Origin of the sequence: Streptomyces liliifuscus, assembly GCF_016598615.1 — a bacterium.
Lineage (GTDB): Bacteria > Actinomycetota > Actinomycetes > Streptomycetales > Streptomycetaceae > Streptomyces > Streptomyces liliifuscus.
The window spans coordinates 792817-810495 of the sequence record NZ_CP066831.1; the positions used below are offsets into that span (position 1 = coordinate 792817).

A 17679-nucleotide genomic window follows, 5' to 3' on the forward strand; every position below is an offset into this window, starting at 1 on the left:
GTCAGGCCAGCGCCTCGTCGATGCGCGCGGCGAAGAGGGCGGGGCCGTTGCGGGTCAGCACCGACTCGGCGTGGAACTGCAGGGAGGCGAAGCCGGGTCCTCGCAGTGCGTGCACCTCGCCGGTGCCCGCGTCCCGACTGACCTCCACCGGGCCGACACCGGGCACGTCGAACTTGTCCGTGTCGCTGTGCGCGGCGAACGTGTTGTAGAAGCCCACCGTCTCGCTCTCGCCGAACAACTCGATCTCGCGTTGCGTGCCCTGGTGGGGCACGGCTCCGCGCCGCACGTCCAAACCGAGTTCCAGGCCGAGCAGTTGGTGGCTCAGGCACACGGCGACGAACGGCTTCCGCCCGGCCAGCAGCGTTTCGATCGCTTTGCGGAGATGCGAGTTCCTGGGATCGTCGGCGTCTCGGGGGTCGCCCGGCCCGGGACCCAGCACGACGAGATCGTCCGCGTCCCACGAGTACGGCTCGTCCCAGCGCCGGACGGTCACCGCCAGGCCCAGTGAACGGAGTTGTGCGGCGATCATCGCGGTGAACATGTCCTCGGCGTCGACCACCAGGACCCGGCGCGAGGACGATGCGGGCGCCGACGGTGGGTGTTCGGAGTCGAGCCAGAACCCGGCGAGGCCCCTTCTGCGGTGCTGCAGCACATCCCGTACGTAGGGATGCTCGCCGAGCGGGCGATGGCGGCCCACCCCGCGGCGGGGCGCGGACCCCGGATCGGCGGACATGACTCGGAGCAGGGTCGCCGCCTTGGCGCGGGTCTCGGCCGCCTCGGCCGCCGGGTCCGAGTGACGTACGAGCGTGGCCCCGACACCGATCCCGACCCGGCCCGTCGGGTCGACATCGGCTGTACGGATCATGATGGCCGAGTCGAGACGGTGACCGCCTGTGGCATCGCGGCCGATCAGCGCGGCGACCCCGCCGTAGTAACCGCGCCCGGCCGGCTCGTACCGAGTGATCACCCGGCACGCGCTGGCCAGCGGGCTGCCGGTCACCGTGGGCGCGAACATCGTCTCCGACAGGATGTCCAGCGGATGTCGGCGGGAACGGCCCGTGATGAGGTACTCGGTGTGCGCCAGCCGTGCCATCTCCTTGAGCCGCGGCCCCAGGACCCGGGCACCACCACTACCGCCGTCGCCGTCGCAGACGCGGGCCATCATCTTCAGTTCCTCGTCGAGCACCATGTGCAGCTCGTCGGACTCCTTGTGGCTGTCCAGGAACGACATCAGTCCGGCGAGGGTGGGGCCGTCCTCGGAGTAGCGGTACGTGCCGCTGATCGGGTTCATCACCGCGTCACCGTCGTGCAGGCTGACATGGCGTTCCGGTGTGGCGCCGACGAAGGTCCGAGTGCCGGTGTGGATGAGGAAGGTCCAGTACGCTCCGGACTCCTGTTCGCACAGTCGGCGGAAGATGGTGCGTGCCATGTCGAGGTCGTAGTCGGCGATATGCCCGGCAAAGCGTCGTCCGAGCACGAAGTTCGAGCCCGCGCCCTGCCCGATCTCGTCCCTGACGACCCGTTCGACCGTACGGGCGTAGGTGTCGTCGTCGGTGTCGAAGTGTCCGTCGACGAGCCGGACCGGGACCTCGGGAATGCGCCGGAGCAGATCGTGCAGCGGCACCACCGCCTGCTCGGTGATCACCATCGCGATCAGCGGCGCACCATCGTCGACACACGCGAGTCCACGTTCGCGGAGCTGCCGGTAGGGGACGACTGCGAGGACCTGATGTTCCTGGCCGTCCTCAGTGCCCGCTTCGACGCCACCTTCGGCCAACGGGACATCGGCGAGCCGGTCCGGCGTGCACAACTCGCCTGTGATGACGTCGAGTTGGTGTCGTCCGGTCCGTTCCGGGCGGTGCAGCAGCGCGAACGGGGGCGGCTCCGCTGCCAGCACCCGGTGGAGCAGAGCTGACGTACCGGTCACGGCAGGACGTCCTCCGTGGTGACCACGACAGCGCACTTCCGCGCCGCGTACTCCAGGGCGAATCGATGGTCCTGTGCCGAGAAGTCGGCGACCGCGTCGGCCACGACGAACGGCTGGACGTCGTTGCTGAACGCGTCGACCGCGCTGGCCAGGACGCCCACATGGGCGTAGACCCCGCAGATGACGAGCTGATCGGCACCGTGCCGGCGCAGCCATGCCAGTAACTCGGTTCGGAAGAACGCGCTGTACCGCCACTTCGTGAACACCCCGTCCAGCGGCCCGGGTGTCAGTGGTTCAGGCACATCACGGTCGGCCGGCGCGGCTTCCATTCCCGGACCCCAGAAGTCGGCGAGCAGACCGCGCTGCGACGGGTCCATCCCACCGGGCTGCATCGTGTACGCCACCGGCATCCCCAGCGCCCGGCACCGGTCCAGCACCGAGGCCGTGTTCCGGACGAGTTGCCCGGTCATGGCCTCGGGAAAGGGACGCAGGAAGTACCGCTGCATGTCATGTATCAACAACGCGCCGCGCCGCGGGTCGACCGTCCAGTCGGCCACGTTCTTCGGCAGCTCCGCCGATGTCGGTAAGGGGTACGGCTCGATGTCCGCAATGCCAGTCATGATCCCCCCGGGCGGCTCTCGGAAAAGCGAGTGGAGAGCTGTCCCCCGGGAACGGTGGAGGCGTGCATCACGACTGAATTCCTTTTCCACTTACGGCGGTTCAGCCGGGGTGACTCGTGAAGTTGCACGTTCTGTGGTGCCCCGGCGACGGCTACGACGACCTACGCAACCACTGCCTCGCACCCCGCAGCCATACGCGCATGGCCGGGATCCATACGCGTCTGAGCCTGCCGTACGACCGTCCGAGCCGGTGAGCAGAGTTGGCCACTGACTGATCAGAAGTTGGCCGCACAACCGGCCTGCTTCACGCGTACAGTGCGGCATCAGGGCTGAAGATCATCTGACCGGCCCGGACGTCTGGAACCTGCCCGGTCCTGGCTTGGGACACGCACGGCATCCGCGTCCATTCCCACGAACACGTTCAGAAATTGCTCTGGAGACACACCTGATGAAGCTAGCCAAGCGGCTTGTCCTCACCACCACGGCTCTCGCCACTGTCACCGCCGCCACTCTCATAGGCACGACGGTCGCCCCTGCGGCGGCCTCGCAGACCCCCCGCACCGGCGTCGACGTTCCCGCCGCGCTGAAGGTCCCCGACGGCAACCGGCTCACCGGCGTCTTCTCCGCCGAGGGCGTCCAGACGTACACCTGCACCGACGGTGCCTGGAAGCTGCTGGAGCCCGCCGCCACCCTGTGGGCCAAGAAGGACCACTCCCGCCGCACGGTCGCTCTCCACTCCCGCGGCCCCGTCTGGGTGTCCACGGTGGACGGCAGCGCGGTCAACGCCGCCGCCGTCGCCACCTCCCCGAAGGCCGGCACGATCCCCGAACTCCTCCTGAAGTCCACCGCCACACGCGGCACCGGGGTCTTCGCCGACGTCTCCTACATCCAGCGCCTCAACACCCGCGGCGGCGTCGCCCCGACGACCGCCTGCACCGGCACGGACCAGACGAGCGTCCACTACTCCGCCACCTACACCTTCTACAAGCCCGCCAAGTAGTGCGGTAGCAGCAACGGCAGTGGCCCCGGGGCGTTTTCGAGGGGCCACTGTTGTTGCTGCCCCCGCCCAGCAGCAGTACGTACGACGTGGACTGGCGCCATGCACCGGACCGGCCTCCGGCCGCTACGCTCGGCCCGCTTCGAACAGACGACGACCGGTGGGCATTGACATCGCCGGGAAGGAAATGTGAGAGCGCGTGTTATCCGGAGATGGCGATCACCAGGCGGGGACCCGTTCGGAACACGGCTCGGGACGCGGCTCGGGACGCGGCTCGGGACGGCTGGTCGCCGGCCGGTACCTGCTCCACGACATCCTCGGCCAAGGCGGCATGGGCACCGTCTGGCGCGCCCACGACCAGCTGCTGGACCGCCCGGTCGCCGTCAAGGAACTCCACATCCTCACCCACGGCGACGAGGAACACCGCATCCGGCTGCGCCGTGCGGTCCGCGAGGCACGCGCGGTCGCACGGGTACCGCACCCGCACGTGGTGGGCGTCCACGACCTGGCCGAATCCCAGGACCGGCTGTGGATCGTCATGGAACTCATCGAGGGCCCCTCCCTGGCCCAGCACCTCACCGAACACGGACCGCTCACCGCGCAGCACACCGCCACGCTGGGACTACAGTTGCTCGACGCACTGGTGGCGGTGCACGCCGCCGGCACCCTGCACCGCGACGTCAAACCCGCCAACGTCCTGCTGCGCCGCGACGGCAACGCCGTCCTGACCGACTTCGGCATCGCGGTCCTGGACGACGGCGAGTTCCTGACCACCACCGGCGAACTGATCGGCTCCCTGGAATTCATGGCCCCCGAGCGGGTGATGGGAGCCGAGGTCGGCCCCGCCTCCGACCTCTGGTCCCTCGGCGCCACCCTGGCCACCGTCTGCGGCGGCCAGTCCCCCTTCCGCAGACCCGCCCGCCCCGCCACCCTGCACGCCGTCGCCTACGCCGAACCCACCCTCAGCGAACGGCTCGGCCCCCTGCGCCCGGTCATCGAAGCCCTGCTGCGCAAGTCCCCCCACGAACGCCCCACCACCACCCACACCCGCCAGGCACTGCACCACATCGCGACCGGCCACACGGACCCCGAACCACTGCTGCCCTCACCCACCGGACACACGACCCGGCCCACACCCACGCCCACACCCACGCCCGCGCCCACGCCTGCGCCCGGACCCCAGCTGGCCGACGCGGACACCCTCACCCGCGGCCGCCAGCACCCGGCCCCCGCCGGACACAGCGGGCAGAGCGGGCAGAGCGGGCAGACAGCCACGCACACCACCTCGCTCAGGCCCACGCCCCAGCCCTCCTCCAGCTCCCGCGGCGCGAAGCGGCTGGGCTGGACCCTGGCCGCAACGGCCGCACTGGCGGCGGGCGTTGCCGGGAGCCTGTTCCTCACCGGAGTCCTGCCGCTGACGAAGGACCCGGTCACCACGACCACCCGGCAGGCCGTGAAATCCACCACCGGCTGGCAGCCAGTGCGAGGGATGACCATCCAACAAGGCGACAAGGTCACCGTCCGCTTCCTCTCGGGCCAATGGACCGTCGACCACGTCAACATCCCCATGACCGGCCCGGCCGGCTACACCACCGCCATCGACCAGTCACTCGCCGGCGCCAAGGACTGCAAGATCAAACCCGCGGCACCGTTCGGCACCCTCCTGGCCCGCCTCACCGGCCAACAGAATCCTCCCCTCCACTCCGCCGGACGGAAACTGACCTTCAAAGCAGCCGACGAAGGCACCCTGCAACTGGCCATCAACGACATCGCCGACCGATGCGTCCACGACAACAAAGGCACCCTGACCGTCCAAGTCACCGTCACCCACCAACCCTGATGGGCCCGGCTGCAACTTGCCTTCAGGGCTCGATGAGGCCGACGCGGATGGCGTAGCGGGTGAGTTCCAGTCGGTCGCGCAGGCCCAGCTTCTGGAGGAGGTTGGTGCGGTGGCGTTCGACGGTTTTGGCGCTGATGACGAGGAGGAGGGCGATCTCTTTGGATGTGTGGCCCTCGGCGACGAGTTTGAGGATCTCCTCTTCGCGTTCGGTGATGGGGCGGGCGGGCAGTTGTTCGCCGGTGCGGGCACGGTCGAGGTAGGTGCGGATGAGGGTGGTCTCGGCGCCGGGGTAGATGAAGGGCTCGTCGCGCAGGGCGGCGCGGCAGGCTTCGACGAGGTCGCGGTCGGCGACGGATTTGAGTACGTAGCCCGAGGCGCCGGATCTGAGGGCCTCGAAGAAGTACTGCTCGTTGTCGTACATCGTCAGCATCAGGGTGCGCAGGCCGGGACGTAGGCGGGCCAGTTCGCGGGCGGCCTGCAGGCCGGTCCGGCGGGGCATGGCGATGTCGAGTATGGCCAGGTCGATGTCGTTGCCGCGGGCCTGGGCGATGGCTTCGGCGCCGTCGGAGGCCTCGGCCACGACGGTCAGGTCCGGCTCGGCGTCGAGGATGAGGCGGACGCCGTGGCGGACGAGGGCGTGGTCGTCGGCGAGCAGGATGCGGGCCGGTGCGGTCATCGCGCTGTCTCCTGGGTGCGGTCGTCGGCTGCGTGGCCGGTGACGTTCAGGCGTATCTCGGTGCCGTCCTGGGGACCTTGGCCGATCTGGAACTCGGCGCCGATGAGGAGGGCGCGTTCGCGCATACCGCTGATGCCGGCTCCTTCGGGTGCGGCCCCGATGCCCGGCCCGTTGTCACGGACCAGCAGTCCCACCCGGGCGTTGGGCAGGGCGCGCAGATGGACCTCGACCCGGGTGGCGTGGGTGTGGCGGGCGGTGTTGGTGAGCCCTTCCTGGGCGACGCGGTAGAGGACGAGTTCGGTGGCCGGGTCGAGGCGGGGCAGCCCGGGAGTGATGTGCGCGGTCGCGCTCAGGCGGGAGGTGGTGAACTCGGCCGTCAGGGCGCGCAGGGCGCTGTGCAGGCCGAGTTCCTCCAGGACTCCGGGGCGCAGGCGGCGGGCGATACGGCGGATCTCGTCCAGTCCGGCACGGGTGGTCTCCTGCGCCTGCCGCAGATCATCGCGTACGGGCCGAGGTGCGTGGTCGGCTGCGTGTTTGAGCTGGAGCAGGACTGCGGTGAGGGTCTGTCCGACCTCGTCGTGGAGTTCCCTGGCGAGCCGCTGGCGCTCGGCTTCCTGTGCTGACAGGGCCCTGCCGGAGCTGGTGGCGCGTTCGGCCTCCAGCCGGGCGAGCATGGCGTTGAAGCTCGTGGTGAGTTCGGCGATCTCGCCGGGTCCGGTGACGGTCGTGCGGCTGCCGGGCTTGAGGAGGTCGACAGTGGCCATGGTCCGGTTCAGGCGAGCCAGCGGAGCCAGTGCGACCCTCAGCAGTACGGCGTTCGCGATCACCATCACGATCAGCCCGGCGAGCAGGACTACGGCCTCGCCGAACAGCACCGGGGTGGAAACGGTGACCGGGCCCAGGAGCAGCAGGACGGCGACGACGAGCACGCCCGCATTGAGGACGAAGATCCGCCAGTACAACGACATGGCCTTGTGCTCCTTTCCCGGTGACTACTCACCTCCACTGTCGCCTGCCGAGGCCCAACGGCCCTGTTGAGGGCTCTGGCCTGCGATGGGATCTACTGCCCCCGCCTCACCCTGACCCCTGTGGGGGCGCCGTGTCCATCCGGGCTGACACCCATATCCCCGGGCTGTTCGCAGGTGGCACCATGAGTCCCCGCCGCGCCGGATCACCTCGCTGAATCCGTCGTGGCCCGCACTGCTGCCGCAAAGAACGATGAAGAGGGGGGAGGGGTTGTGCCTGCTGGGCGAATGAGCACCACACCCTTGCCGGGGATCGGTGTCCAGTACGACCTCACCACGAGGGAGCAAGGTCACCTGTCGGTGATCGCGCACCGGGACGGCGCCCGCACGGTGAACGTCTACCGGAACGACGACCCCGACGCCTGCGCCCAGTCGCTGCGTCTGACCGAGTTGGAGACCGCCTCGCTGATCGACGCGCTGGCACCCGCGCACCACAGTCCGAACCTGCTCTCCACCACCGACCTCGGCCTGGTGGCCGAGCGGATCGAGCTCTCTTCGGTCTCGCACTGGAACGGGCGTGTCCTCGGTGACACCCGGATGCGCACCGAGACCGGAGCGTCGATCGTGGCCGTGCTGCGGCGGGCGCAGGCGATCCCCTCCCCCGTTCCGGACTTCCGGCTGGCGGGCGGTGACATTCTGATCGTGATCGGCACCCGTGAGGGTGTGGAGGCGGCCGCCGCGATACTCGGGCGGGAGTGACCCGGTGCATTCCTCCGCCATTTTCCTGATCGAGTTCGGTGCGATCATCCTGGGTCTTGGGCTGCTCGGCCGGTTCGCCGGGCGGTTCCAGTTCTCCCCCATACCCCTCTATCTGCTGGCCGGGCTCGCGTTCGGCGAGGGCGGGCTGCTGCCACTGGGCACCAGCGAGGAATTCGTCGCGATCGGCGCCGAGATCGGCGTCATCCTGCTGCTGCTCATGCTCGGCCTCGAATACACCGCCACCGACCTGGTCTCCAACCTCAAGACCCAGTACCCCGCCGGCCTGGTCGACGCCGCCCTGAACGCCCTGCCCGGCGCGGCGATGGCGCTGCTGCTGGGCTGGGGCCCGGTCGCCGCCGTCGTTCTGGCCGGGGTCACCTGGATCTCCTCCTCCGGTGTCATCGCCAAGGTCCTGGGCGACCTGGGCCGGCTCGGCAACCGCGAGACCCCGGTGATCCTGAGCATCCTGGTCCTGGAAGACCTCTCCATGGCCGTCTACCTGCCCATCATCACCGCCCTGCTGGCCGGCGCCGGCCTCGCCGCGGGCAGCGCCACCCTGGCCATCGCGCTCGGCGTGGCCGGCCTGGTGCTGGTGGTCGCGGTGCGTTATGGACGTCACCTGTCCCGCTTCGTCTCCAGCGACGACCCCGAGAAACTGCTGCTGGTCGTGCTCGGCCTGACCCTGCTGGTCGCGGGCGTCGCGCAGCAGCTGCAGGTCTCCGCGGCGGTCGGCGCGTTCCTGGTGGGCATCGCGCTGTCCGGGGAGGTCGCCGAGGGCGCGCACGGGCTGCTGTCCCCGCTGCGGGACCTGTTCGCCGCGGTGTTCTTCGTCTTCTTCGGCCTGCACACCGACCCCGCCAGCATCCCGCCGGTGCTGCTGCCCGCCCTCGCACTGGCCCTCGTCACCGCCGGCACGAAGATCGCCACCGGGTACTGGGCCGCGAAGCGGGCCGGGATCTCCGCCAAGGGCCGCTGGCGGGCCGGCGGCACGCTGGTCGCCCGCGGCGAGTTCTCCATCGTCATCGCCGGACTCGCCGTCACCTCCGGCATCGAACCCCGACTCGGCCCCCTCGCCACCGCCTACGTCCTCATCCTCGTCATCATCGGCCCCCTCACCGCCCGCTACACCGAACCGGTGGCCACCCGCCTCACCACCCGCCACCGACAGCCCACCATCCCGGCCGCCGACACGCCCCAGGACCGGGACCTGGTCCCAAGCCCCGACACCCCCATCGACACGTAACCCACCGGGGGGTTGGCTTGCAGCCTGCGGGTGAGTGGGGCTGATCGCGCAGTTCCCCGCGCCCCTTAGAAGCAGGGGCTACCGCCCCCTCAAGGACAAAAGCCGGGGCGCAGCCCCGCTTTTAGGGGCGCGGGGAACTGCGCGACCAGCCCCCACCGGACCCGCACCCGACAACGCACCTACCATGACCGCATGCCCCTCGACCTCTTCGCCGGCATCCCCGTCAACGACTTCGCAGCGGCACTGCCTTGGTACGAGCGACTCCTCGGCACCCCGCCGACGTTCTTCCCGCACGACACGGAAGCCGTATGGGAACTGGCGGAACACCGGTACGTATACATCGTGCAACGGCCCGGTCAGGCCGGTAACGCCGTGCACACCATCCTCGTCGACGACCTCGACACCCGTGTCGCGCGGATCGCCGACCGGGGTCTGCAGCCCACGACCCGCGAGACCTACGCGGAAGGCATGCGCAAGATCACCTACCACGACCCGGACGGCAACGAGTTCGGATTCGGCGGCGCCGCGCACTGACGCCGCCGTGCGATGAGCCGCTTTCTGTCAGGTGATCAGCATGCCGCCGTCGACGTTCAGATCGTGAGCGTTCATGCCTGCGTTGCGCAGCAGGAAGTCGGTGGCGTCGGCGATCTCGGCCATGGTGACAAGTCGCCCGGTGGGTGTGCGGCGGAGGTGCGGATGGTCGGTGACGTCACGCCATTTGGGACTGTCTCCGATCACGCCGGGGTGCAGGGCGTTGACCCGGTGCGGGGCGATCTCGGCGGCGAGGGTCTTGACCAGGCCGGTCAGGCCGGCGTTGAACGTGGTCACCATCGTCGAGCCGGGGTAAGGGCGTTCCCTCGCCAGCCCGCCGAAGAGGACGACTGAGGCGGCGGGGTTCAAGCGGTCGCGCAATACGCGGACCGTTTCGGCGTACCCGACCAGTTTGATGGTCACGACGCGAACGGCGTCGGTGAGATCGAAGTCGGCCAGGGAGTTCGGCACGGGATCCATCGCCGTGATGACCAGTTGGTCGACTTCGGTGATGCCACCGAGGGCCTGCGCGATCGTGTCTGGCTGGGACAAGTCGAGGGCCATGCCCCGGGCCCCGCCTCCTATCCCCTCCGCCGCCGCTTCGGCGCGTGCCTTGTCCCGGCTGGTCACGACGACGGAATCACCACGGTCGGCGAATCGCTGGGCGATGACGCGGCCGAGTCCGCCGCTGCCGCCGATGACGATGGACGTACTCATACAGAAGTCCCCTTCACGTTCCGGACAGGCTTGAGAGGGACGTGCGCCTGTCGGCACAGCCCCCGGCTCCACTAATGACCACTTGGACAGTAACGCATCGAACGGCCGCCGCAAGGCCGTTCTGTACGCGCGTACAGTTAGGGGGTGCCAGAAACCTCACGCCCCGACAGGGCTCCGTCGCGGGCGTCGGCCACCGGTCGCCGACGCGATCCGGAGGCGAGCCGCGCAGCCATCCTGGAGGCGGCCCGGGCGGCTTTCACGGAACGGGGCTACGCGCGGGCGACGATTCGTGACATCGCCCGCCGGGCCGGTGTCACGCACGGCCTGGTCATGCTGCACTTCACCTCGAAGGAGCGGCTTTTCCTGGCGGCGGTACCCGGGACGCGCGACCTGACCGACATCGTCGCCGGCGACCACGAAACGCTGCCCGAGCGGATCGCCGCCGGCTTCGTCGAGCGGATGGAGAGCAACCCTTCCGGCGACCCCTTCGTCGCGCTCCTGCGCAGTGCCGCCACCAACGAGGCCGCGGCTGCGAATCTCTACACGGCCATGCAGGCCCACAGCGAGTCGACCTACCGCGAGGCGCTCACCGGCGACGACATGGACGTACGAATCGGGATGCTCGCCGCGCAGCTGATCGGCGTGACGTTCACCCGATACATCGTCAAGGTGGGCAGGCTCGCCGAGATGTCGACTGACGAACTACGCGTTCACCTGAGCCGCGTCCTGCGCCAAATCCTTTTCGCCTGAGGCGAGTTGGCCGAGAACGGGCCTGCCTCGGAGCGTCGACGCGCCGCACCGCCGGAAAGCGCAATCACGCCTGATTGAACACTCACCGGCATTGCCTTCGTACTCATGACCAAGGTGCAAACCACGGGCTCAGTGAAGGATCAGCATGGCAGAAGCGCAGACCTCCACAAATGAGTTGATCGCCGGGAGGTATCGACCGCTCCAGATCGTGCACCGAGAGGAGTTCCGGGTCGGCTGGCACGGCCAGGACATGGCGTCCGGCCGACTGGTTTTCCTGGCGGAAGCACGGCTGCCCGCGGTTCTCCGCGAGGAGACGTCCCGGCAGACCACGGCCCGGGTGCTGCGGGAGACCGCGGACCTGGAGGCCGCCGCGCCCGGCCAGGTGGCCACCGTCCTCGACGTCACCGAGCAGGACGGCCGGCTGTGGACCGTCATGGAGCCGATCGAAGGCCGGTCGCTGAGTGAACTCCTCAACCGGCGTGGGCCGTTCAACCAGCCCCGGGCGGTCCGTATCGGTCTGCAGATCCTCGATGTACTCGCCGCCGCGCACCGCCTGGGCGTCACACACGGCGACCTCGGCCCCGACCAGGTCTTCGTCAAGGCGGACGGCGGGGTCGTGGTCACGGGATTCGGACTGACCGGGGCGACCCGGTCCTTGAGGGCGACCGCACCCTCGTACGCGTCTCCGGAACAGATCCGCGGTGAGGCGATCGATCCCTCGACCGATCTGTGGGCCCTGGGAGCGCTGCTGCACACCATGATCGAGGGCCGGCCGCCCGCTCCGGACCCGGGGCACGGCGAAGGCACTTCGACTTTCGCGCAGGTGTACACGGGAGAGGGAACCCAAGCAGGAGAGGAGAGATCCTCGGGGGGTGACGTCCATACCGGCCGGCTGCGCCAGACCATTCACGGGCTGCTTCGCGAGAACCCGAACGAACGGCTCACCGAACCGGTCCTGCGCAAGGCGCTGAGCCGTATGGTCAGCGAGGACTCGGCCGAACAGTCGCACATGTTCAGGCTGCGCGGAGCGTACGGGACTTCGCCGGGAGCGGAGCGGGCCTGGCGCAGGAAGCGGCCCATCGTCCTGGCCATTGTCGGTTCCGCGCTGGCCGTCGTGGCCATCCCGGTCGTGCTCGCCGTGAACAGCAGACCGGCCTCGGACGCACCCGACGCCTCCGGCCCCGTACCCACCGCATCCGGTTCCGCTGCCGCGCCGCCTCCCGCGGCCTCCACCCCCGCCGTCCCGTCCGCGGACCCGACCGGCGGCGCCTCGGCAAGCGCGTCGGACCCGGGCGCGCCCGCCGCCCCCTCCCCCTCCCCCACCGCTTCCGCCGGGAAGACGGCACCGCCCGCCACCAAGCGCTACGACGCGCCGGAAGGATTCTCGGTCCAACTGCCCGCGGACTGGCGACGCATCAAGGACACCGGGCGGCCTGACAACGCCTTCAGCGTCACGTTCGGCGCCTCGGGTGACCCCCGCGCGCTGAGGATCACCTTCGGCAGGGTGCCCTCGTCCGACGCCGTCACCGTCTGGCGCGACGCCGAGCCCCAGTTGCGGCGGCTCACCCCCGGCTTCGACCGCATCGGCGACATCCGGCGCGTGGACGGTTCCGGTGGCCGGGAAGCCGACCTGGAATGGTTCGCCGACGGCGACCCCGACCGCACGCGCACCCTGGCCCGCGCCCTCCTGGTCGACACCGACCTCGGCTACTCCATCAGGTGGACGACCCCGGCCGACGACTGGAACACCCCCGCCAACCAGCAGGCCCTCAGCACCTTCTTGACATCGTTCCGCCCCGCGCAGTGAACGGTCCGAACCGGGCACGCCCCCAACTTCATGATCCTGAAGGGCACCTCACCCGCTTGCGGCGTCCTCGGCTTCCCAGCGCAGCAGGTCGCCCGGCTGGCACTTGAGCACCTCGCAGAGCGCTGCGAGAGTCGTGAAGCGCACCGCTTTGGCGCGGCCGTTCTTGAGTACCGCCAGGTTGGCGGGCGTGATCCCCACGCGGTCCGCGAGCTCGCCCACGGACATCTTCCGCCGGGCCAGCATCACGTCGATGTCGACGGCGATCGGCATCAGATCACCTCTGCCAGCTCGGCCTGCAGCTGCGTCGCTTCGACGTCGCGTGCGACGGCCTGGGCGAGCAGCATCCGCAGTACGAGCACGATGAGCGCGACCCCCAGGATGCCCAGGCCGATCCCGCCCATGATGACGGTGACGCCCGGGTCGTCCCGCTGGCCCGGTGCGTTGATGGCCGTGACCGTGAACCATACGAGGGCGGCCGCCACGATCGCGCCGATCACGCCGTCCACGTACCGGAAGGCGGCATGGGAGAACACGGTTCCGCGCCGCACCATCGTCACCAGCCGCCATACGCAGACCAGGGCGACCTGAACCGACACCATGCCCAGGATCGTGATCACGCGCAGCGGGGTCAGCGGGAGCGACCCGTCCTCCGGATCGTTCCCGCCGACCAACGCCCACATCATCCCTGCCTGCACGAACACGGTGCCGGCGAGCACCATGCCGAGTACGGCGCGCAGCGCACACACTGTCAGCTTTCCCACGACCCATCCTCCCATCGAATGACGATGAGAATCTATCGAATTTCGATAGGCTAGGCAAGCGTCGGGTCGGGGGTGGCAGGTTCGCACGATGGTGCCGGAGATCGCGTTGCGAACCCTCCTGGGCTCAGCACTCCAGTACGGTTCCGTGATCCGTGACTGATTGCGTGTCCCGCGTATCGGAGAATTCCCGGCACGACCGCAGGAGTTGGGGAATCCTGAGTCACCGTGACCGAAAAAACGAGCGAAACAACTCCGGACAGCGAGGTCAGGGCGCTTCTTCGGGTCTTGGCCGGGCAGCGCCGCCACGTTCTCGGCATCCTTGACGGGCTCGACGCGGAGGATCTGCGAAGGCCGGTGCTGCCGTCCGGATGGCACTGCCTCGGGCTGGTCCAGCACCTCGCCCTGGACGTTGAGCGTTTCTGGTTCCGTGCAGTTGTCGCCGGGGAGGAGGAGATCATCCGCGGCTTGACGAGCGGTGCCGAAGCTTGGAACGTGGCTCCGGAGGCGCGGGCCGCCGACGTGCTCGACGGATACCGGCGGGAGACAGAGCTCTCCGACGCCGTCATCACCACCACTCCCGCTGACGGCGTCCTGGCGTGGTGGCCTCACGAACTGTTCGGCGAACCGCATCTGCACAACCTGCGCGACGTCCTGTTGCACGTCATCACTGAGACCGCATGCCACGCCGGCCATCTCGATGCGGCACGCGAGCTCATCGACGGCCGGCGCTGGCTGGTCCTGACCTAGCACTGCGCGTCTGCCGCCTGCCGTTGCCGTTGCCGTTAGCGTCAGATGTTGGTCGGTCGTCCAAGACGCTGCGATACCCTGGGTGGGACACGCATTCCGTTCACGAAGCAGGAAGCGAGCCAGATGTCTCGTATGGCAGCGAAGGACCGGCGCGAAGAGCTGATCGCGGCGGGGTTTCGGGTGATGATCCGCGACGGAGTCACAAAGGCGACCACGCGCGCGATCGTCAATGAGGCCGACATGCCGCTGGGCGTCTTCCACTACTGCTTCAAATCGCGCGAAGAACTGCTTCAGGAAGTCCTCACCCGCTTCACCGACCGCACGGTGGCCGCCGCGCGGAAGACATTCGAAGCGGAGGGCGACCTCGGATCGCGCATCACCAAGAGCCTCAGCGCCTTCTGGGGCACTGTCGAACTCAGTCCGGGAGAACACCAGGTCAGCTATGAACTGACGCACTACGCCCTGCGCCAGGCCGGGTTCGAGGATCTGGCCCGACGTCAGTACCAGCACTACCGGGAAGTCCACCAGGAACTCCTGGAGGAGGCCGCCAAGGCCGCGGACATCGAGTGGGCCGTGCCCGTTCCGGTGCTGGCCCGCTACCTCAACGCGGTGCTCGACGGCGTCACCCTGAACTGGCTGGTCGACCGCGACAGCGAGCACAGTCGCGAGGTCCTGCGCCTGACGGGCGACCACCTCTTGACGCTGGCCCGCGAGCGGCCCCGGCCGGCAGACGAGCCGAACCCGGCGACAGCGGAGCCGAGCCCGGCGTCGTAGTCGCCACTGGTCGCGAAAGCGGCCGCCGCCGCTCCGCCGAACTCGGAGCGGCGCCGCGCCGCTTACGTCTGCGTCGTCTACTCGAATGGGTCGCCTACTGGAACAGATCAGGCTCCTCCGCCGTGATCTGATCCCACAGCGGACGGAACTGGAACCAGCCCGGCAGCGCACCGGAGATCTGGTCACGGACCATCCGTGCGGTCTCGGCGTCGATGAGATGCGGCTCTCCGGCGGCCATGGCCAGCAACTGGGCCTGGCAGGAACGCTCCATCGTGATGAAGTACCAGGCCGCCTCGGCGACGGACGACCCGACCGTGAGCAGCCCGTGGTTCCGCAGGACGACAGCCTTGCCGTCACCCAGGGCCGCGCCGATGCGCCGGCCCTCCTCGGTGTCGTTCACCACGCCCCGGTAGTCGGAGTAGATCCCGTGGTCCTCGTAGAAGGCACATGCGTCCTGGGTGATCGGTTGCAGCGGGACGCCGAGGCTGGAGAAGGCCTTGCCGTGCACGGAGTGGGTGTGCGCCGCCGCGACCACGTCCGGCCTGGCCCGGTGCACCTCGGAGTGGATGCAGAACGCGGCGTTGTTGACCGGCCGCCTGCCTTCCAGGAGCGTGCCGTCGTGGTCGACGAGGATCAGGTCGGAGACGCTGATCTGGCTGAACGACATGCCGAACGGGTTGACCCAGAACGCCGACGGGTTCTCGGGGTCACGGGCCGTGATGTGTCCGGCCACGCCCTCGGAGAAACCGAAGCGGGCGAACAGCCGGAAGGCGGCGGCGAGTTCCTGCTTCCGCACCTCGCGCTCCTGCTCGAAACTCAGATTCTCCTGGGGCAGCGGCAGGAAGACGCCTTCGGGCAGGGTGGCGACGGAGTCGTGCGTGGGCGTCTCGGGTGTCGTGGTCATGGTCTGGCCTCTCGAAGGTCTGGCAGGTGGTGAACAGCGGGACGCGAACCGCTACTTGGCACGGCCGCGCAGCCCGGGCACGCCGGCCCCGTACATGACGTCCACCAGGCGGAGGATGAACCGGTACGCCGAGGGCTCGTACGGGATCATGTGCATGTCGCGGCGCATCGGGAACCGGTTCGTGCTGATGGCCTGGAGCCTCGTGTACTTGAGGAATCCCTCGGCCCCGTGGCGGACGCCGAGGCCCGATTCCTTCCAGCCGCCCATCGGCAGACCGAGGGCCATGTAGTTGGTCTGGGCGTCGTTGATGGTGACGCAGCCGGCCTCGAAGCGTTCGGCGAGGCGGCGGGCGCGCTTCAGGTCCGATCCGATGATCGAGGCCTGAAGCCCGTACTTGCTGTCGTTGACCAGCCGGAGCGCTTCCTCGGCGTCGGCGACCTTCATCACGGGCAGCGTGGGGCCGAACGTCTCCTCCCGCATGCACTTCATGCCGTGGTCGACGTCGACGAGCAGCGTGGGTGCGAAGAACCGGCCGGGTCCTTCGGAGGCCTGCCCTCCGACGAGTACGCGGGCGCCCTTGCTCACGGCGTCGCCGACATGGTCCTTGATGACCGCCAGTTGGGGAAGGAAGGTGACGGCTCCTATGTCGACACTGCCGAGCCCGGCCGGCCGGCCCGAGGTGACCTGCTGGAACCGTTCACGCAGCAGGGCGATGTACGCGTCGTACACCGGCTCCTCGACATAGACCCGCTCCACCGAGGTGCACATCTGACCTCCGTTGGACAGGGCCCCCTGGATCGTGACACTGACGGCCCGCTCCAGGGAGGCGTCGGCCAGAACGACCAGCGCGTCCTTGCCGCCGAGCTCCAGTGAGCAGGGGATCAGACGCTCGCCCGCCCGGGCCGCGACCAGGCGACCGGTCCTGGTCGAGCCGGTGAACATCACGAAGTCCACGGTGTCCACGACCGCGCTGCCGGTGGCCCCCGCGCCGGTCACGACCTGGAAGACGTCCTCGGGCCAGCCGCACTCACGGGCCATGCGCTCCATCAACAGCGCGGTCAGCGGCGTCTGTTCGGAGGGCTTCAGGACGACCGTGTTGCCCGCGGCGAGGGCGGGGATGGCATCGCCGAAGGAGTTGAGCAGCGGGTTGTTCCACGGGCCGATGACTCCGACGACGCCTCGCGGCACCCGGCGTGTGTACATGCCGCGGCCGAGGACGAACGGCGAGAGGGAGCGGATTTTCGTGCTGGCGAGCAGGCCCCGGGCCTGCCTCGCCCAGTAGGCGAAGGCGCTCGCGCAGTAGACGATCTCGACGACCGCGTCCTCCTCCGCCTTGCCGTTCTCCTCCACGATGAGGTCGGCGATCTCCTGCCGGTGGGCCAGGAGCCAGCGGCGCCCCCGCGCGAAGAACTCGGCGCGGGCACGGGTGTCCAGCTCGGCCCAGCCCTTCTGCGCCCGCCGGGCGCGCTCCACTGCCTGCGCCACCTCTTCCGCGGACGTGTCGGACACCTCGCCGACCACCGCTCCGGTGGCGGGGTTGTCCACCGCGATACATGCGCCCGTCGGAGGGCCGCCTGTCATGAGCACCTGATTCTGAGCCACGGAAACTCCCCACCGGAACGTTGACTTCTCTTCACTCAGAATGAGACGGTCAGTCGTAC

Annotated in this window: 18 protein-coding genes; 9 read left to right on the plus strand and 9 right to left on the minus strand. The window is 69.1% G+C overall.

Going from position 1 to position 17679, the window contains the following annotated elements; translation table 11 throughout:
- Position 1 precedes the first annotated feature (1 nt).
- Entirely contained in the window at positions 2-1927 is a 1926-nt protein-coding gene (locus JEQ17_RS03400) for an anthranilate synthase family protein (protein WP_200393772.1), read from the minus strand.
- Positions 1924-2547, minus strand: a complete 624-nt coding sequence (locus JEQ17_RS03405; RefSeq protein ID WP_200393773.1) for an isochorismatase family protein — start codon at positions 2545-2547, stop codon at positions 1924-1926. The genes JEQ17_RS03400 and JEQ17_RS03405 overlap by 4 nt, the downstream gene beginning before the upstream one ends.
- 448 nt (positions 2548-2995) lie before the next feature.
- On the opposite strand from JEQ17_RS03405, the gene JEQ17_RS03410 reads away from it, so the two are divergent.
- Together JEQ17_RS03410 and JEQ17_RS03415 are read left to right on the plus strand one after the other, a co-directional pair.
- Positions 2996-3547, plus strand: coding sequence for a DUF3455 domain-containing protein (locus JEQ17_RS03410; RefSeq protein ID WP_200393774.1), 552 nt, complete (start codon positions 2996-2998; stop codon positions 3545-3547).
- Between the two features lie 196 nt (positions 3548-3743).
- The gene (locus tag JEQ17_RS03415) at positions 3744-5384 is read left to right on the plus strand and encodes a serine/threonine-protein kinase (RefSeq protein WP_200393775.1); all 1641 of its coding nucleotides are present in this window, start codon (positions 3744-3746) and stop codon (positions 5382-5384) included.
- 22 nt (positions 5385-5406) lie between these two features.
- On the opposite strand, the gene JEQ17_RS03420 is transcribed toward JEQ17_RS03415, so the two are convergent.
- Positions 5407-6060 carry a response regulator gene (locus tag JEQ17_RS03420; protein WP_200393776.1) on the minus strand — a complete coding sequence of 218 codons (654 nt, stop codon included), beginning with the start codon at positions 6058-6060 and terminating at the stop codon, positions 5407-5409.
- The gene (locus JEQ17_RS03425) at positions 6057-7028 is read right to left on the minus strand and encodes a HAMP domain-containing sensor histidine kinase (RefSeq protein WP_200393777.1); all 972 of its coding nucleotides are present in this window, start codon (positions 7026-7028) and stop codon (positions 6057-6059) included. Before JEQ17_RS03425 ends, JEQ17_RS03420 begins: the two co-directional genes overlap by 4 nt.
- 285 nt (positions 7029-7313) lie before the next feature.
- Here JEQ17_RS03425 and JEQ17_RS03430 point away from each other — a divergent pair, with 285 nt between their 5' ends.
- The 3 genes from JEQ17_RS03430 to JEQ17_RS03440 all read left to right on the plus strand — a co-directional run bounded on the left by JEQ17_RS03430 (position 7314) and on the right by JEQ17_RS03440 (position 9561).
- Complete coding sequence (locus JEQ17_RS03430) at positions 7314-7784, plus strand: cation:proton antiporter regulatory subunit (RefSeq protein ID WP_200393778.1); 471 nt, start codon at positions 7314-7316, stop codon at positions 7782-7784.
- 4 nt (positions 7785-7788) lie between these two features.
- Entirely contained in the window at positions 7789-9027 is a 1239-nt protein-coding gene (locus tag JEQ17_RS03435) for a cation:proton antiporter (protein WP_200393779.1), read from the plus strand.
- Positions 9028-9219: 192 nt separating this feature from the next.
- Complete coding sequence (locus tag JEQ17_RS03440) at positions 9220-9561, plus strand: VOC family protein (protein ID WP_200393780.1); 342 nt, start codon at positions 9220-9222, stop codon at positions 9559-9561.
- Between the two features lie 27 nt (positions 9562-9588).
- On the opposite strand, the gene JEQ17_RS03445 is transcribed toward JEQ17_RS03440, so the two are convergent.
- Positions 9589-10275 (minus strand): SDR family oxidoreductase, encoded by a 687-nt coding sequence (locus tag JEQ17_RS03445; RefSeq protein WP_200393781.1) that lies wholly within the window; start codon positions 10273-10275, stop codon positions 9589-9591.
- A 144-nt stretch (positions 10276-10419) separates the two neighbouring features.
- On the opposite strand from JEQ17_RS03445, the gene JEQ17_RS03450 reads away from it, so the two are divergent.
- Together JEQ17_RS03450 and JEQ17_RS03455 are read left to right on the plus strand one after the other, a co-directional pair.
- Positions 10420-11025: a TetR/AcrR family transcriptional regulator gene (locus tag JEQ17_RS03450; RefSeq protein ID WP_200393782.1), complete on the plus strand. Its 606-nt coding sequence runs from the start codon at positions 10420-10422 to the stop codon at positions 11023-11025.
- Between the two features lie 145 nt (positions 11026-11170).
- The gene (locus JEQ17_RS03455; RefSeq protein ID WP_200393783.1) at positions 11171-12832 is read left to right on the plus strand and encodes a serine/threonine protein kinase; all 1662 of its coding nucleotides are present in this window, start codon (positions 11171-11173) and stop codon (positions 12830-12832) included.
- Between the two features lie 48 nt (positions 12833-12880).
- On the opposite strand, the gene JEQ17_RS03460 is transcribed toward JEQ17_RS03455, so the two are convergent.
- Both JEQ17_RS03460 and JEQ17_RS03465 read right to left on the minus strand, forming a co-directional pair.
- On the minus strand, positions 12881-13102 hold the full coding sequence (locus tag JEQ17_RS03460) for a helix-turn-helix domain-containing protein (RefSeq protein WP_200393784.1): 222 nt from the start codon (positions 13100-13102) through the stop codon (positions 12881-12883).
- Complete coding sequence (locus JEQ17_RS03465) at positions 13102-13593, minus strand: DUF2975 domain-containing protein (protein ID WP_200393785.1); 492 nt, start codon at positions 13591-13593, stop codon at positions 13102-13104. Before JEQ17_RS03465 ends, JEQ17_RS03460 begins: the two co-directional genes overlap by 1 nt.
- A 225-nt stretch (positions 13594-13818) precedes the next feature.
- Here JEQ17_RS03465 and JEQ17_RS03470 point away from each other — a divergent pair, with 225 nt between their 5' ends.
- Together JEQ17_RS03470 and JEQ17_RS03475 are read left to right on the plus strand one after the other, a co-directional pair.
- The gene (locus tag JEQ17_RS03470; RefSeq protein WP_200393786.1) at positions 13819-14340 is read left to right on the plus strand and encodes a DinB family protein; all 522 of its coding nucleotides are present in this window, start codon (positions 13819-13821) and stop codon (positions 14338-14340) included.
- Positions 14341-14463: 123 nt separating this feature from the next.
- Positions 14464-15114 carry a TetR/AcrR family transcriptional regulator gene (locus JEQ17_RS03475; protein ID WP_234048044.1) on the plus strand — a complete coding sequence of 217 codons (651 nt, stop codon included), beginning with the start codon at positions 14464-14466 and terminating at the stop codon, positions 15112-15114.
- A gap of 94 nt (positions 15115-15208) precedes the next feature.
- Here the strand turns inward: JEQ17_RS03475 and JEQ17_RS03480 are convergent, their stop codons facing one another.
- Together JEQ17_RS03480 and JEQ17_RS03485 are read right to left on the minus strand one after the other, a co-directional pair.
- Positions 15209-16018: a class II aldolase/adducin family protein gene (locus JEQ17_RS03480; RefSeq protein WP_200393787.1), complete on the minus strand. Its 810-nt coding sequence runs from the start codon at positions 16016-16018 to the stop codon at positions 15209-15211.
- A gap of 51 nt (positions 16019-16069) precedes the next feature.
- Complete coding sequence (locus JEQ17_RS03485) at positions 16070-17620, minus strand: aldehyde dehydrogenase family protein (RefSeq protein ID WP_234048045.1); 1551 nt, start codon at positions 17618-17620, stop codon at positions 16070-16072.
- Positions 17621-17679: the final 59 nt, after the last annotated feature.

Coding starts and splice junctions, on each gene's coding strand:
- JEQ17_RS03455 (WP_200393783.1), top strand. CDS start 11,171: ATGGCAGAAGCGCAGACCTCCACAAATGAGTTGATCGCCGGGAGGTAT.
- JEQ17_RS03425 (WP_200393777.1), bottom strand. CDS start 7,028: ATGTCGTTGTACTGGCGGATCTTCGTCCTCAATGCGGGCGTGCTCGTC.
- JEQ17_RS03430 (WP_200393778.1), top strand. CDS start 7,314: ATGAGCACCACACCCTTGCCGGGGATCGGTGTCCAGTACGACCTCACC.
- JEQ17_RS03405 (WP_200393773.1), bottom strand. CDS start 2,547: ATGACTGGCATTGCGGACATCGAGCCGTACCCCTTACCGACATCGGCG.
- JEQ17_RS03460 (WP_200393784.1), bottom strand. CDS start 13,102: ATGCCGATCGCCGTCGACATCGACGTGATGCTGGCCCGGCGGAAGATG.
- JEQ17_RS03420 (WP_200393776.1), bottom strand. CDS start 6,060: ATGACCGCACCGGCCCGCATCCTGCTCGCCGACGACCACGCCCTCGTC.
- JEQ17_RS03480 (WP_200393787.1), bottom strand. CDS start 16,018: ATGACCACGACACCCGAGACGCCCACGCACGACTCCGTCGCCACCCTG.
- JEQ17_RS03475 (WP_234048044.1), top strand. CDS start 14,464: ATGTCTCGTATGGCAGCGAAGGACCGGCGCGAAGAGCTGATCGCGGCG.
- JEQ17_RS03445 (WP_200393781.1), bottom strand. CDS start 10,275: ATGAGTACGTCCATCGTCATCGGCGGCAGCGGCGGACTCGGCCGCGTC.
- JEQ17_RS03440 (WP_200393780.1), top strand. CDS start 9,220: ATGCCCCTCGACCTCTTCGCCGGCATCCCCGTCAACGACTTCGCAGCG.
- JEQ17_RS03410 (WP_200393774.1), top strand. CDS start 2,996: ATGAAGCTAGCCAAGCGGCTTGTCCTCACCACCACGGCTCTCGCCACT.